The following is a 13,980-nucleotide window of genomic DNA, read 5'->3' as shown; positions in this document are numbered from 1 at the left end:
GGTGGATGGGGCGATCGGCAGGACCTTGCAGATCGGCTCGACCCCATAAGCCTTCCGGTGATCGTCTATGAAGGCGATCATCGCTTGAACGGGCGGTCGAGCTCCGCCTGGGCAAAATACGCGGACGCCTTGCGCAGGATCTGGCTGCTACGCGCCGACCTTCGGTTCATTGGCCTGTCGCAGTTCGCGGTTCTCTCGCTCAAGCGCCTTCACCCGCTCGGCCACGTCGCTCGGGACACCCGCCCGCTTGCCGGAATCGACCTCAGCCTTCTTCACCCACTCATGCAGGGTCTGCGGCACGCAGCCGATCTTCTCGGCGATCGAAACCACGGCCGCCCAGCGCGACGCATGGTCCCGTTCGTGATCCACCACCATCCGGACCGCTCGCTCGCGAACCTCGGGTGAGAACTTGTTCGTCGTCTTGCTTGTCATGGCCTCTTCCTCTCAGGAGTTAAGGCCTCCGGCAAACCCGGGGCGGTTCAGTGGAGCCGGAGACGATCACGACGGATGGCCTGGCCTCATACGGCGCGGCTCTGGATCAGCTGGATCTGAGGCATCTGCATAGACCCGGCCGGCTCCGGGAGAACAATCGGATCGAGAACTCTCACCTCCCGATCCGACGACGAGAGCGACAGCAGCAGCGGTTCAAATCCTAAGCCTCAGCCCAGAGATTCCTCACCACCCACGCAGCGATCTACAACACCTTCAACATCCAACGCCATTTGATCAGCAGGCCCACACTTCGCCGCTTCCGCGCCGATGCGGCTTCTGCATGGGCAGCCGCTGCCGCCTGACCAATGGCAGGGTAAGGTGGCTTTCGACTTCGCGCAGTTAACTTGTCAGCACCGTCGTAATAGACCTGCGCGGGACAAAGCCTGTTCTGATCGACGCACTCCGCTGCGTCGACAGGATCGAATGTCCGGGGCGGCGAATGGCGTGGAGCAGTGATCGCCAAGTCTTTACCGCTGAATAGGCGTCTCCGTTCCGATCGGAGTGCCGTCGTGCTGATTGAACATCGCCTCGAACGTCGCTTCATCGACAACGTCGCCGCCACGCCCGTGCAGATAGCGCCACATGGGTCGCCACATCGCGGCACTGCGGCGGACCGGGGCAAGGAACTTCGGCAAGGAGGCAGCCACGATGGCATCCCCCTCGTCACTCGGCACTTCGCCGCTGGCAGCGTACCAGAGCTGGCGAGCTGCTATCGGGTCGCGGTGCAACTCGGGCGTTTCGGCGTTGATCGCCGTGACAAATGCCGCGATGGCGTCGCGCACGGGCGCCGGCGCATCTGCTGCGCCGATGAGTTCGAGCGCCGAAAAATTCGGAATGCCGGCCTCGGCGGTGGTGATCAGCTGGGTGTCGAGGCCGCGTACCCGTGCCGACACGCCTTCGACATTGGCAAAGGCCAGCCACGCGCCGTCATGGCCCGACGCGAGATTGTCGACGTGGGCAAAGCCCGCGGCTTCGATGATCACCCGGCCTTCGTCGAGTTCCAGACCCTGCTGCGCCGTCCAGCCTTTCAGAATATCGACACACAGACGATCCGTGGTCGGGTTCGACACGGGCGATGCGATGCGGACCTTGTGTCCCGAGAGCATCCGCGTCAGCGCAGTTCTATGCATCAGCACGCCGCCATTGGTGGCGAAGAAACAGCCCCAGGCGGTCAATCGCAGGTCGCGCTTCTCGACCAGGTGGAGCGGTTCGTTGACGACCAGCTCGACGTCACCGGCAGCCAGGGCCTGGAAGCCGTCATAATGGTCGTCGGGTATCACCAGCTCGATATCCCACCCGTCGGCGCTCAGCTGATTACGCGCCGCGATCAGCGGCAAATGATCGGGATTGAGAAACCATTCGAGGGCGATACGAAGACGTTGCATGGCAGCGTGCGTTACAACCCGGCCCGGTATAGTCAAGTCGGTGCCAGGCAAACGCTAAAAGATCTCCAGCAAAATCGGCGTAAGCCGCTGGCGGGGACGGATTAATGTGAGGTCGATTTCGTTTAAGCGCCACCGGTTTGAGCTGCACAGATGCAGACGGCCGCGGCGACAACCTCACGCGCCTCGCGGGCGCTTCTGAGAGCGGAGGATTGTGGATCGGCGTCGAAATCGGGCTCTGACTCAGTTTTGATGAAGTTGGCTGGCTGACTGGCGCGGGGTTCACGTCCGGATCAGCGTCATGGCAAAAGCCCTTTCTTCGTCCAGCCTCATCCCAGCGGGCTTCGTCCTGACCGGTGCGTGGCCCGACGGTGATCGCACCACCATCCACATTCAGAGCACGGGCTCGACCAGTCGATGCCCAGGGTGCGGGACCGCGAGCCGGAGGGTTCACAGCCGCTACAATCGCCACCTGTTTGATCTGCCGATAGCGGGTAAGTCCGTGGTTGTGGCGCGACAATCTGGATGAGAGGCGCGCGACAATCGGGATAAGGATTGTCAGTCGCAGCGTCAGGATGATTGTCGCTGCGCGACACGAGCGCAAGCCCTTTGATTTGGCGGAGCGGCGATCAGGCTGAGGTCTTGCTCGTCGCGCGTATGGGGGGGCGTCCAGGTCCACGCTTTCGTTCGATGGCGGTTCGGCGGCGGTAGCTCTCGACATTCATCTCGAAGATGGTGGCGTGGTGGACGAGGCGGTCGACCGCGGCGAGGGTCATGGCCTGATCGGGGAAGATCCGCCCCCATTTACCGAAGGGCTGGTTGGCGGTGATCAGCAGGGACCGGCGCTCGTAGCGGGCGCTGATGAGCTCGAACAGGACGCTGGTTTCGGCCTGATCCTTGGTCACATAGGCCAGGTCGTCGAGGGTCAGCAGATGGTATTTGTCGAGCCTGGCGATGGCGGCTTCGAGCTGCAGGTCGCGGCGGGCGGTCTGCAGCCTTTGGACCAGATCGGTCGTGCGGGCGAAGAACACGCGCCAGCCGTTTTCCACGAGCGCCAGACCAAGGGCGGCGGCCAGATGGGACTTGCCGCCGCCGGGCGGGCCGAACATCAGCAGATTGGCGCCGTTGTCGAGCCAGCTGTCTCCGGCGGCGAGCGCCATGACCTGGGCCTTGCTGACTGTCGGCACGGCGTCGAACTCGAAGCTGTCGAGGGTCTTGCCGGGGGGCAGGCGGGCCTCTTCGAGATGGCGCTGGATGCGTCGGCTCGAGCGTTCGGCCAACTCGTGCTCCGTGAGCGCGGCCAGGAAGCGCGCCGCCGGCCATCCTTCCTTGTCCGCGCGCACGGCGAAGTCGGGCCAGATGGTCTTGATGGCCGGCAGCCGCAGTTCGTTGAGCGCCAAGGTCAGGCGGCCGGCGTCGATGGGATCGGCGGGCTTCATGCGGCTGCTCCCGTGAACACGGTGGCCAGCTCGTCGTAGAGGCTGAGCGGGGCGTAGGAGACGGTGATCTCGGGCAGGGCCGCGATATCGGGCGTGAACAGCGTCCGCAGGATTTTCATGTCCGGCAAGCGTCCGCCGTCGAGATCCAATATGATGCGTTCGGCAAGCTCGCCTTCGCAGGCGCGGTCGTGGGCCAGGGCCAGGAGATCGACCATGTTGCGGCAGGCGGTGCGCGCGTTGACCCTGGCGACCATGGCCTCGAAGGCTCGGCTGTAGGCTTGGCGAGGGAACAGCTTGTCGCGGTAGACCAACCCCATGAGCGCCATGGGTTTGCGCTTGAGGGAGTGGATCACGTGCCGGTAGTCGACGACGTGACCATGCTTGCCATTGGGGCGGGCCCGGCCGCGCGGCACGGTCATCTGGAGGCTGGCGCCGAGATAGACGTCGAGGCGATCGTCATAGAGGCGCACGCGCAGCCGGTGACCGATCAGGCGCGACGGCGTGCTGTAGAACACCTTGCGCAGAACGAACCCGCAGGAGGAGGTCACGGTGACGATGGCCTCTTCGTAATCGGCGGTCCGGCGCCCAGGCAGCGCCTTGAGGGCCGCCCGCTCGACATCGATGCGCGGTCCGAACTTGGTGTTGTGGCGTCCGGTCACCTCGTCGATGAACCGGCGATAGGCCGCCAGGTCGGCGAAGTCGCGCGAGCCACGCAGCAGAACGGCGTCCTCGACGGTCTTCTTCAGGTGCCCGTGCGAGCTCTCGACCGAGCCGTTCTCGTGGGCGACGCCGCGGTTATTGCGGGTGGGTTCCATGCCGTAGTGGGCGCACAGGGCGTCGTAACGCAGGGTCAGGTCTTCGCGGGCGTCACGGTCCAGGTTGCGGAAGGCCGCGGAGAGGCTGTCGCTGCGATGTTCGTGCGGGGCGCCGCCCAGCGCCCACAGGGCGTTCTGCAGACCTTCGGCCAGGGCGACGTAGCTCTCACCGCCCAGCACCACATGGGCGTGCTCGAAGCCCGCTGGGTGGTCGAGCGCACCTTCGCCTGGCTCGGTCGCTGCCGCCGGCTGGCCAAGGACTTCGAGGCCACCATCGCCTCGGCCAACGCCTGGGTCTTCGTCGCCCATATCCGCCTGCTCACCCGCAGACTGGCAAGAGCCTGATATCCATCAGAATTATTATGAGTCAGACTCTTAGAGTGGTGACCGAGTGGGCGACCCGACGGCGGCGTGCGGACCAGATCAACGCCGACACGCTGAGCCGCATCCCTTCGGCCCGAATTATCAGCCGGCTGATGACGGTCTCTCGAGACACGCTCACAAAGGCCGAGACAGTCACCGTCGCTGCAGTCGAGACCGGCGTACCGGCGCTGATCGAAGCTCGCGAGATCATCGCCGCCTGCCACCTGATGATCCGTCGTAAGACTGAGGGCGACCTGTGCGCCTGGATCGAGCGTGGTCGGCCCAGCCTGGTGGCGTCCTTCGCCAACGGCATAGACCGCGATATCAACGCCGTCCGCGCGGCGATCACCTCTGGTTGGTCCAACGGCCAAGCCGAGGGTCAGATCACCAAGCTCAAGCTCGTCAAACGCCAGATGTACGGCCGCGGAAAGCTCGATCTCCTACAGGCCAGGCTGATCGGCTCGACACCATGATCCCGTCACCAAAACTGCGTCAGAGCCCAAAAGGGACCCCCTATAGGCGTGCAATAGGGACCCCCTTGTGGTGTTCGGGATGGACGTCACGAGCGCACCGCTTGCGAGGGTTGGGGCGTGGGGAGGGCGTAGCCCGATGGGCCACACTCACTTCCTGATGAAGCGACTGCCCAACGTGAAGACCGAGATCAGCCTGCACATCCTGGCCTACAATATGAAGCGGGTGATGGCAGTGCTCGGAACGAAGCCGCTGATGGAGGCGATCAGAGCCTGAAACGATGGTGCTCTGCCCCTCCCCGCCAACTACGGGCCGCCGCCGCCGAACGCGTTTTTACACGGCCTCGACCCATAGCGGACATACGGCGGCTGGGTGCTTGCTAGTCTGGGAACGCCTAAAGAGCCAACCGCGTAGCCTTGAGGCGAAGAGTCACGATGGCTCCTTCGGTCGGCCAATCATAGGCTATCGAGCCGCCAAACTGGTGTGTCATTACGCGGTTCAAGAGCTTGCTGCCAAAGCCGCTCGTGGACGCTGGGGCGATGCATATAGGCCCGCCCCGCTCAGTCCAAACGATGACCGCCTCGTGTCCGTCGACCTGGCAGGCCACATCGAGAAGCCCAGTCGGCACCGAAAGCGCACCGTATTTGACAGAGTTGGTCGCCAGTTCATGCAGCACCAATGCCAAGTTGGTCGCCGAGACTTCCCCAATCGCCATTCTGGGCACGGCCACCCGAACGCGCCCACTGAACGCCCCCAGATCATCGTAAGGGGTCAGCAGGACCGAGAGCAGATCACCGAGAAGAGCTGCGTTTTCAGTCTGGCCAGGGACAGGTCGAACGAGATCATGCGCGCGTCCCAACGCGGCGAGCCGGTGCGTGAGATCGCTGACCATCTCTTCCTTAGTCTCGGTTGACCTCGACGTCATAGTCGTGAGCGCCCCGGCGATTGTGATGAGGTTCTTGACCCGATGGCTCATCTCGCCCGCCAACAACTCGTTGGCTTCCTCGGCCTGTTTCCGGCCCGTGACGTCCAGAAAAATCCCGAACATTACCCGATTACGGATGCCCTCATCATCGCCGCGTCCCCGGGCAGACACCCAGCGGACCTCCTCCTTGATCAGGATGCGGAAATCGATCTCGTAAGGGCCGACGATGCCCCGCGTCGCGTTGAAGCCGGCTCTGACCCTATCCCGGTCGGCCGGGTGGATGTGCGCGGACAGGTCTTCAAAGGTGACTTCGGTGGTCGTGAGCACGGCCCAAAGGTCGTATCCCGACTGATCCATCGTAAGGCGATCCGTATCGACGTTCCACGACCAGAGAGCGACGCCAGCGGCCTCCACCCCCAGACGCAGGTGTTGATCATCCCAAACCGGACGTTCCGGAGCGTTCGCTGGCAGAATCGTTTTCATGGATAGGTGCTCGCCGAAAGCTCATGCGCCCGGCTCGAACCAGAACCGTAGTCGACGACCATCTGTTCCCGCAACTCGCTGATACGACAAGTCCTGCAGCGAGCGAGTGGCCTTGATCAACTCATGTTAGCTCCGAGCTAATGTCGCCTATCCACTGTCAAGCGACCGACTGGTCCCGACCCAAAGCGGACTTAAGCGTCTTCCCAGAACGACCATAAGCCGTTCGAGACTTCTGTTGCCGCAAACCGCACTTGGACCGGCCAGCCTACCCCGCCCATTTCGTAGAGTTGGTAGTTGGTCTGCGACCTTGGGGGAGCGTCTTCAGGGAACCGGTGGTCTGCGCGCGACGTTGGCGCTGCGCTAATAGACACGAGGTTGGGATGGCAACGATTTCGACGGGCGAGCAACGCTAATGGCGCATGGCTCACTGGATGCCGGTTCGCTAGTCGAGATTCCCGACGGCCTCACGTATTGGTACGACGAGCATGCAGGTTTCAAGCGCAAAGCGTCGGGCAGGGGCTTCTCGTATCACAATGCGCGGGGGGAGCTCATCCGCGACCGAGAGGTGCTGGACCGCATCCGCACCCTCGCCATTCCTCCGGCCTGGACCGACGTCTGGATCTGCCCGCACGCCACGGGGCACATCCAGGCCACTGGCCGGGACCTGAAGGGCCGCAAACAATACCGCTACCACGACGGCTGGAGTCGCCATGCTTCTGAAAGCAAGTTTGAACGCCTGCCGGCCTTCGCCCGCGCCTTGCCCAAACTGCGCGAACGGGTCGAGGCCGACCTCAGCCGGCGCGGCGTATCCCGCGACAAGGTCTTGGCCACGGCGGTGCGGCTTCTGGAGCTAACGCTGATCCGGGTTGGCAACGCCCAATATGCGAAGCAGAACCGCTCATACGGCCTGACTACGCTCAGCAAGCGCCATCTCGATCTGACCGGAACAGCCCTGACCTTCGCCTTCAAGGGCAAAAGCGGGGTCGAACACGAGGTACGGTTGCGCGACCGACGGCTGGCGACCGTGGTCCGGTCCCTGCGCGACCTGCCGGGGCAGCAGTTGTTCAAATACCGCGACGCCGATGGAGCCCTGTGCGCCATCTCGTCCGACGACGTCAACGCCTATATCCGAGAGGCCATGGGCGACGGCTTCTCGGCCAAGGACTTTCGCACATGGGCCGGCACCGTCTCCGCTGCGCGCGCCCTTCGCGACATGGAGCCAGCAGCCTCTCCCACCGATGCAAAGCGCAGGATCGCCGTCTGCGTCAAGGCGGTCGCGGGCCTCCTGGGCAATACCCCAACGGTTTGCCGGTCGTCCTATGTTCATCCGAAGGTGTTCGATCTGTACCAGAGCGGTCGACTGCTCGAAGCCCTGCCCGGCCCGAACTCCGACGGCTTCGAGCGCGCCTTGGCCAAGGTCCTCAGACTTGGTTGACTTCTTATTTTCCGCGAGGTCGAGAGCCGCCTTACCCTGCCTCTAGACGGACGCGTTGATGACGCATCTGGACCAGACGACACTCAGCAGGGCGATCTCGTCGCCATTCACTAAGCACGCGCCGCCGTGCCCAGCGGCCTCATGCGCCAGCGCCGCGATTATGGCTGCCGATAGACTGATCGCAGCCACGGTGGGCGGGTCGTCACTAGGGCGGATCTTGCTCCTCTCCGGGGGCGGTGCTGCGATCCCGTCGGCCGACCTCAGCGCTGTAGTTCGTGACGTGACCCCCGTTTCTCATCCAGCCATAGCGAGAGTCCTTTGGTGATCTGAGCCGTGATTGGCTGGGGTGGCAAGAGGCCGGTCTTCGCAGCCATCAACCAGCGCAGCAGGCCGGCCGATGTGTCTGGTGAGCGCCTCGGCGTAGGCCTCGGGCGTCAGCCATCCCAGCTTCGAGTGCGGCCGGGTTTCGTTGTAGTCGCGCCGCCAGGCGTCCAGCACGACACGGGCGTGCGGCAGGGAGCGGAACAGCGTCTCGTTCAACAGCTCGTCGCGCAAACGGCCGTTGAAGCTCTCGTTAAAGCCGTTCTGCTGGGGCTTGCCCGGCGCGATGTAGTGCCAACCCACCCCGGCGTCGTCGGCCCAGGCCAGGATGGCGTTCGAGGTCAGCTCCGTGCCGTTGTCGCTGACGATCGTGTCCGGCCGCCCACGTCGCAGGATGATGGCGTCCAGCTCGCGCGCCACCCGCCGGCCCGACAGCGAGGTGTCGGCGATGAGCCCGAGGCATTCCCGCGTGCAGTTGTCGATCACCGTCAGGATGCGGAAGCGCCGCCCGTCGGTCATCTGATCCGACACGAAGTCCAGCGACCAGCGCTGGTTCGCGACCAGAGGGATCTCCAACGGACGCCTCGTGCCCATGGCCCGTTTGCGCCCGCCGCGCCGGCGCACCATCAGCTTCTCCTCGCGGTAAATCCGCTGGACCCGTTTCCTGTTCACCGCATGGCCCTCGCGCCGGAGCATCACGTGCAGGCGGCGATAGCCGAACCGCCGACGCTCCTGAGCCAGGGCCTTCAACCGATCGCGTAGCTCACCGTCGTCCGGCCGCGTGGCCTGGTAGCGCACGCTCGCACGATCGACGCCCAGAACCCGGAACGCCCGCCGCTCGCTCATTTCGTAGACCGATCGCAGGTGCACCACAGCCTCTCGATGCGCGGCGGGCGTCACCACTTTTTTCCCAGCAGATCCTTCAGCGCGACGTTGTCCAGCATCGCATCCGCCAGCAACCGCTTCAGCTTGGCGTTCTCGTCCTCAAGCGCCTTCAGCCGCCGGGCTTCCGACACATCCATGCCGCCAAACTTGGCCTTCCACTTGTAAAACGTCGGCGAGCTGAGCCCGTGCTTCCTGCACAGATCCGCCACCGGGACACCCGTCTCCTGCTCCCGCAGGATCCCGATGATCTGCTCTTCCGAGAACCGTGATCGCTTCATTCTGTCCGTCCTTTCGAGGGGCGGACTCTAGCTATTCCTGGAGGAGTTTCAGGGGGTCACGACATTCCTTAACGGCCCGCGCCTCGAACTGGGCGAGGACGGCGACGACAATTTCGCCTGCGCCAAAAATGGGAAGCGGTTCGCCGAACGCCTTTCTCCAGAGTTGGTCGAGTTCTGCGTCACTAGGTATCTTCATCATGGGGGCGGTAACGGGGCCGGCGAGGCGGAGTTGCCGACCAGGAGGGTTACCGGGCTCGTAAACTGACTGACATGTCGGGCGCGGTTAGCAGGGGCTTGTGATATGCGCTGCCCCTAACCCCCGAATGGCATCGCGAGGGGTATTTGAGCGATGGCCAGTTCTCTAGCTTAGGACACTGCTGGGTTGGACCCAGGGTCGTCAGAACCGGGGCCAAGCTCCGGCAACTCCTGATTATTGCCACCCAAGTTTCGAGCCACATGAGCATCTGCAGTAGGTCGCCGCTGTTGATCCTTGCGAGTCGGCTCGCTTCCCAACAGATACATGCCTCGGTTCGCGAGGGCGGCGTTGAGGCAGGCTCAGTCGTAGGCAGCTAATAGACGCTGTTTTTCTTCGCTCGTCATTTTGACCTCCGTCCCCTTTTAACTCCGAGAAGTCGCTCGGGGTTCAAGCTCTGGCGATGCGCCTCCCTGTGCTGGGCTCACCACAACTGATCCTCCCTCGTTTCAGTGGACACCCATGCTAGCTTTTCGGAGCTGGAGAGGAGTGTCTGATGTGTGTTCAACGCCGGGTGTTTCCGGAATCGTTCAAGCGGGAGGCTGTTGATCGGGTCGCCAACAGCGGGGATGAGCGCCGGCGCAGTGGCCAGAGAGTTGGGGCTGCACGAGACAGTGCTACGTCGATGGATGACGCAATTTGGGGTGCAGGCGACGGGGACGCCGCGGCGACCCACAACGCAGGCGTCGTCCCCGTCGCCGTCGGATTTAGCCGCGGAGGTCGCCCGGCTACGGCGGGAGAACGGGCAACTGCGGATGGAGCGGGACATCCTAAAAAAAGCCGCGCTCATCTTCGGAGCGGCCTCCCGGTGAAGTTCGGGTTCGTCGATGGGCATCGTCAGGTCTGGCCGGTTCGCGTGATGTGCGCGGTCCTCGGCCTGTCGGCCAGCGGGTTTGTTACGCCTGGCGTGCCATATGCTGCGGGTAGCTCAACGTCCGAAGCTGATCGGCTGGCCCGCCAACGCGTGCTTAACGACGACATCTGTGCGAGGCGTGGCCTACTGCCTGAGACAGGAAGCTAGTGGAGCGCCCTAGCCTCGACGCTCGCCCATACGACCGAGTTCGCGTCGGTGAGGGGCGGCGCGCATCGCCAGAAGCAGACGCGCTGAGGGGCTGCTATGGGTCGGGAGCAGTCATCGGCTTCGGACCGCAAAGCGGACCTTCCGAACCGCAGCAAAGAGTCAGACTCAGACATTTACCGGATTGTTCAAGGCCCTGGATGGCTCGGCCGTTTGGGCGGCAGGCATTACGTTGCCGAAGCTTGGGCGTCTTAAAGCGCCCGAATCATTTTGCATGCAAGGGGCTGTTTTGTAGCCGAAAATGAAAGCTTCCCAAGCTTTTCGTGCGGGGTTCGATTCCCGCCGCCCGCTCCAGCACTTTAGCCCTTCGGGGCGGTGCAGTTTTGCTCCTCCCCGTTTCAGTGGGCGCCCATGCTGGCTTTTCGGAGCTGGAGAGGCGTGTCCACTCTAACGAGGCAGGGGCACACGGCTGATCACGTCGATCAGAGGACCGCCCGGCCCCTGGGTGAGAGTCGCCTCCACGCCATAGGCGCGCCTCAGCACCTCGGGAGACAGGGCGATCGCGGGCGGCTCGTCGGCCAGGACGCCGCCCTCGGCCAGGACGATGATCCGGTCAGACAGGCGCAACGCCATCGACAGGTCGTGAAGGGTCACCACGATGCCGACTCCGTCGTCCGCCAACCGGCGGAACAGGGCCGCTGCGTCAAGCTGATGCGCCGGGTCGAGGCCGGTCAGGGGCTCGTCGGCCAGCAGCCATTCGGGCTCTCCCGCCAACGCTCTCGCAATCAGCACCCGCGCCCGTTCGCCGCCTGACAGGGTGTCGACGATACGGTGTTCGAACGCGAGGACATTGGCGGCGGCCATCGCGCGATCCACGGCCGCATGGTCCTCCTCGGACTGACCGCGCGCGCCGATGAAGGGGGTGCGGCCCAGCTCGACCAGGGTCCGCGCCTCGACCGCCCAGGCGATCTCCGGCGTCTGGGGCAGGAAGGCGAGGCGCTTCGCCCGGTCGCGCGACTTCATGCCGGAAAGCGGGATGCTATCCAGCAGGGTCCCGCCCGAGGTCGGCTCCCGCAAACCCGCGAGGCAGGCCAGCAGGGTCGACTTGCCGGCGCCGTTGGGGCCGACGATGGCTGTGACCTTGCCGGCCTCGATCGACAGGCTGACGGCCGACAGGATCGCCTTGCCGCCGATGTGGACATTCAGGTCGGTGCAGGACAGGGCGCTCACGCGATCTTCCTCCTCAGGCGCAGCAACAGAACGAGAAACAACGGCGCGCCGAGCGCGGCCATGGCGACCCCCATCTTCACCTCGCCGGCCGCCGGGGTCATCCGCACCAGAATGTCTCCGGCCAGCACGATCACCGCCCCGCCGAGGATGCTTGGAACAAGCAACGCCCCTGGTCGGGCGCCGACCAATGGCCGCAGCAGATGCGGTGTCACCAGTCCGACGAAACCGATCACGCCCGTGACCGCGACACTGGCCCCCGCAGCCAGACCCACGCCGAGCGCCAGCACCCAGCGCGTCTTCGACATGGAGATGCCCAGCGACCGCGCTCCGATTTCGCCGAGCGTCAGGGCATCCAACGCTCGCCCGGTGGTCAGCAGGAGACCGCAACCGATGGCGATGAGCGGCAGCGCCATCTTCACCTCCTCGAAGCTGCGATCCGCCAGCGATCCCATCAGCCAGTCGACGATCTCGTTCACCGCCCACGGATTGGGCGCCAGCGACAGGGCCAGAGACACGCCCGCACTGGACAGGATGTTGAGGATGGCTCCTGCCAGAATGAAGGTCACCAGACTCGACGCCGACCCCGACAGCAGCATCAGGATGGCGACCCCGATCAGCGCCCCGCTGATCGCCGCGATCGGCAGGGCCCAGGGCGCGTAGGCCGTTACGCCATAGTAGAGGGTCAGCACCGCCCCCAGCGCCGCCATGGCCGAGACGCCGAGCACGCCCGGATCGGCGAGCGGGTTGCGCGTATAGCCCTGCAGCACAGCGCCCGATAGACCCAGGGCGGCCCCGACGACGATGCCCAGGATCGTCCTCGGCAGACGCAGTTCGAAGACGATGGCCCAGCGCGGATCAATGTCCGGCTGGGTCCAGGCGCTGAGCGGCACCCAGACCTTGCCGGCGATGAGGCTGATCCCCGACAGGATCACCAGCAGCACGAGCAGCCCCGCATAGAGAAGAGGTCGGCTGATCGGTTTCATGCTTGCCCCGCCCTCACCTGGTTGGCCAATGCGGCGTCGCGGGCGCGCGACAAGGCGGCCGCCGTCTGGATCAGAACCGGGCCGCCGCAGAACAGCAGACGTTCGGGGAAGACAGCCCGCTGCATGTCGCCGGCGACGCGCGCCAGGGCCGGATGCTCCATCACCCGCTCCGCCCGGCTCGGTGCGCCGCGATAGGCTTCGCCGGACAGCAGGATGTCCGGCGGGTCGGCCACGACCATTTCCAGCGGCACGTTCATCGTGCGTTGAAGGCCGTAGCGCGACGCTGCGTTGGTCAGGCCGATCCGGGTCATCATCTCGTCCATCAGCGTCCCCGGCCCGGAGGCGAACCCGCCCGGCATGAAGACCAGGGCCGACACAGGTCGCGTTCCGGACGCGGGCGCGGCGGCGGCCAGGGCGGCCTCGATCTCAGCGACCAACGCCTCGCCTCGCTCGGGATGGCCGACCAGCCGGGCGACCTCCTGCACCTGTTCCAGGCTGGCGGCGACAGTCTCGGGCACGTCGAACAGCGCGATCGGGATAGTGAGCCGATCCAGTGCGTTGCGCATCGCCAGCGAGGAGTGCCGGCCCGTCATGACGAGGTCCGGCCGCAGGGCGATCACCTCCTCCGTCGTCTCGTAGGTAAACGGCAGGGTGCGGGCGATGTCGGCGATGGTCGAGCCATAGTCCTGGCGCGCATAGTGGCTCAGCGCCCCGATCTGGGCCCGGTCCGCCACCCGCACCAGGATGACGTCGAGACAGGGGTTCAGCGACACGATCCGCTGCGACCGACCGGCCGAGACCGGCGCGGGCGGTCCGGGCGCGACGCTGCACCCGACCGTCATCGCCAGCCCGCCCCCCATCACCATCCGCCGGTCCAGCATCATCAGAAGTCGATCCCCATGGCGTTGGCGTCCGTCCCGACAGGCCGCCCAACGATCCAGCGACGAAGCCGGGCCACCAGTTCGGAGTTCGCCACTACGAACACAAGCCGCGCCCCTGCCAGCCCGTGGAACTTGCCGAACGACCGCAGCACGATCGTCCTATCACCCATGACCGCGAAGAACCGGGCGGCGGCGGCCTCCCGCCTGCGGCGCCATCCCTCGGGATTAATTCCCGTCGAAAGGTCGAGCCAAGGCGTCGGCGCGGAGGGATACGTCCTCCGCGCCTCGGCCAGTCGCCCGCCGTGAGGAATGGCGCCCGACATCGC

At 64.9% G+C, this 13,980-nt stretch carries 10 protein-coding genes, 7 pseudogenes and 1 other annotated feature; of the genes and pseudogenes, 7 read left to right on the top strand and 10 right to left on the bottom strand.

The window, feature by feature from the left end; all coding sequences use genetic code 11:
* Window positions 1–432: pseudogene (locus ACP7A5_RS12660) on the bottom strand (transposase); the annotation flags it as partial.
* Window positions 7–123 (bottom strand) — a sequence feature (AL1L pseudoknot). (Overlaps the previous pseudogene by 117 nt.)
* Before the next feature lie 29 nt (window positions 433–461).
* On the opposite strand from ACP7A5_RS12660, the pseudogene ACP7A5_RS12655 reads away from it, so the two are divergent.
* A pseudogene (locus ACP7A5_RS12655) lies at window positions 462–794 on the top strand (DDE-type integrase/transposase/recombinase); the annotation flags it as partial.
* 165 nt (window positions 795–959) lie between these two features.
* Here the strand turns inward: ACP7A5_RS12655 and ACP7A5_RS12650 are convergent.
* Complete coding sequence (locus ACP7A5_RS12650; RefSeq protein ID WP_425989200.1) at window positions 960–1,877, bottom strand: ABC transporter substrate-binding protein; 918 nt, start codon at window positions 1,875–1,877, stop codon at window positions 960–962.
* A gap of 298 nt (window positions 1,878–2,175) precedes the next feature.
* Between ACP7A5_RS12650 and ACP7A5_RS12645 the strand changes: the two genes are divergently transcribed.
* Window positions 2,176–2,403, top strand: coding sequence for a transposase family protein (locus ACP7A5_RS12645; protein WP_425989202.1), 228 nt, complete (start codon window positions 2,176–2,178; stop codon window positions 2,401–2,403).
* Window positions 2,404–2,503: 100 nt separating this feature from the next.
* On the opposite strand, the gene istB is transcribed toward ACP7A5_RS12645, so the two are convergent.
* Both istB and ACP7A5_RS12635 read right to left on the bottom strand, forming a co-directional pair.
* A complete protein-coding gene (gene istB, locus ACP7A5_RS12640) occupies window positions 2,504–3,313 on the bottom strand; it encodes an IS21-like element helper ATPase IstB (protein ID WP_426042243.1) in 810 nt (269 codons plus the stop codon).
* Window positions 3,310–4,332 (bottom strand): annotated as a pseudogene (locus tag ACP7A5_RS12635) (IS21 family transposase); the annotation flags it as partial. The pseudogene ACP7A5_RS12635 and the gene istB, both read right to left, overlap by 4 nt.
* Here ACP7A5_RS12635 and ACP7A5_RS12630 point away from each other — a divergent pair.
* The 3 pseudogenes from ACP7A5_RS12630 to ACP7A5_RS12620 all read left to right on the top strand — a co-directional run.
* A pseudogene (locus ACP7A5_RS12630) lies at window positions 4,318–4,473 on the top strand (transposase); the annotation flags it as partial. The pseudogenes ACP7A5_RS12635 and ACP7A5_RS12630 sit on opposite strands and share 15 nt — an antisense overlap.
* A gap of 26 nt (window positions 4,474–4,499) precedes the next feature.
* Window positions 4,500–4,964, top strand: a pseudogene (locus ACP7A5_RS12625) (transposase); the annotation flags it as partial.
* 136 nt (window positions 4,965–5,100) lie between these two features.
* Window positions 5,101–5,238, top strand: a pseudogene (locus tag ACP7A5_RS12620) (hypothetical protein); the annotation flags it as partial.
* Window positions 5,239–5,356: 118 nt separating this feature from the next.
* Here ACP7A5_RS12620 and ACP7A5_RS12615 read toward each other — a convergent pair.
* Window positions 5,357–6,370: a sensor histidine kinase gene (locus ACP7A5_RS12615; protein WP_426042242.1), complete on the bottom strand. Its 1,014-nt coding sequence runs from the start codon at window positions 6,368–6,370 to the stop codon at window positions 5,357–5,359.
* 412 nt (window positions 6,371–6,782) lie between these two features.
* Between ACP7A5_RS12615 and ACP7A5_RS12610 the strand changes: the two genes are divergently transcribed.
* Window positions 6,783–7,805, top strand: a complete 1,023-nt coding sequence (locus ACP7A5_RS12610) for a DNA topoisomerase IB (RefSeq protein WP_426042241.1) — start codon at window positions 6,783–6,785, stop codon at window positions 7,803–7,805.
* 294 nt (window positions 7,806–8,099) lie between these two features.
* On the opposite strand, the gene ACP7A5_RS12605 is transcribed toward ACP7A5_RS12610, so the two are convergent.
* Window positions 8,100–9,289, bottom strand: a protein-coding gene (locus tag ACP7A5_RS12605) for an IS3 family transposase (protein WP_426042240.1) whose coding sequence is annotated in 2 segments (ribosomal slippage) — window positions 8,100–9,037 and window positions 9,037–9,289 — 1,191 coding nt in all. Because the reading frame shifts where the segments join, the coding sequence is not laid out codon by codon here.
* A 749-nt stretch (window positions 9,290–10,038) separates the two neighbouring features.
* Between ACP7A5_RS12605 and ACP7A5_RS12600 the strand changes: the two are divergent.
* A pseudogene (locus ACP7A5_RS12600) lies at window positions 10,039–10,524 on the top strand (transposase); the annotation flags it as partial.
* A gap of 483 nt (window positions 10,525–11,007) precedes the next feature.
* Here ACP7A5_RS12600 and ACP7A5_RS12595 read toward each other — a convergent pair.
* The 4 genes from ACP7A5_RS12595 to ACP7A5_RS12580 are packed head-to-tail and all read right to left on the bottom strand — an operon-like array spanning window position 11,008 to window position 13,977.
* On the bottom strand, window positions 11,008–11,790 hold the full coding sequence (locus ACP7A5_RS12595) for an ABC transporter ATP-binding protein (protein WP_426042239.1): 783 nt from the start codon (window positions 11,788–11,790) through the stop codon (window positions 11,008–11,010).
* Entirely contained in the window at window positions 11,787–12,773 is a 987-nt protein-coding gene (locus ACP7A5_RS12590; protein WP_426042238.1) for a FecCD family ABC transporter permease, read from the bottom strand. The genes ACP7A5_RS12595 and ACP7A5_RS12590 overlap by 4 nt, the downstream gene beginning before the upstream one ends.
* On the bottom strand, window positions 12,770–13,657 hold the full coding sequence (locus tag ACP7A5_RS12585; RefSeq protein ID WP_426042237.1) for an ABC transporter substrate-binding protein: 888 nt from the start codon (window positions 13,655–13,657) through the stop codon (window positions 12,770–12,772). The genes ACP7A5_RS12590 and ACP7A5_RS12585 overlap by 4 nt, the downstream gene beginning before the upstream one ends.
* A complete protein-coding gene (locus ACP7A5_RS12580) occupies window positions 13,657–13,977 on the bottom strand; it encodes an aminotransferase class I/II-fold pyridoxal phosphate-dependent enzyme (protein ID WP_426042236.1) in 321 nt (106 codons plus the stop codon). The genes ACP7A5_RS12585 and ACP7A5_RS12580 overlap by 1 nt, the downstream gene beginning before the upstream one ends.
* Window positions 13,978–13,980 lie beyond the last annotated feature (3 nt).

This window comes from Brevundimonas sp. TWP2-3-4b1 (assembly GCF_049897665.1).
Lineage (GTDB): Bacteria > Pseudomonadota > Alphaproteobacteria > Caulobacterales > Caulobacteraceae > Brevundimonas > Brevundimonas subvibrioides_B.
This window is presented reverse-complemented; position numbering and strand designations above follow the sequence as displayed.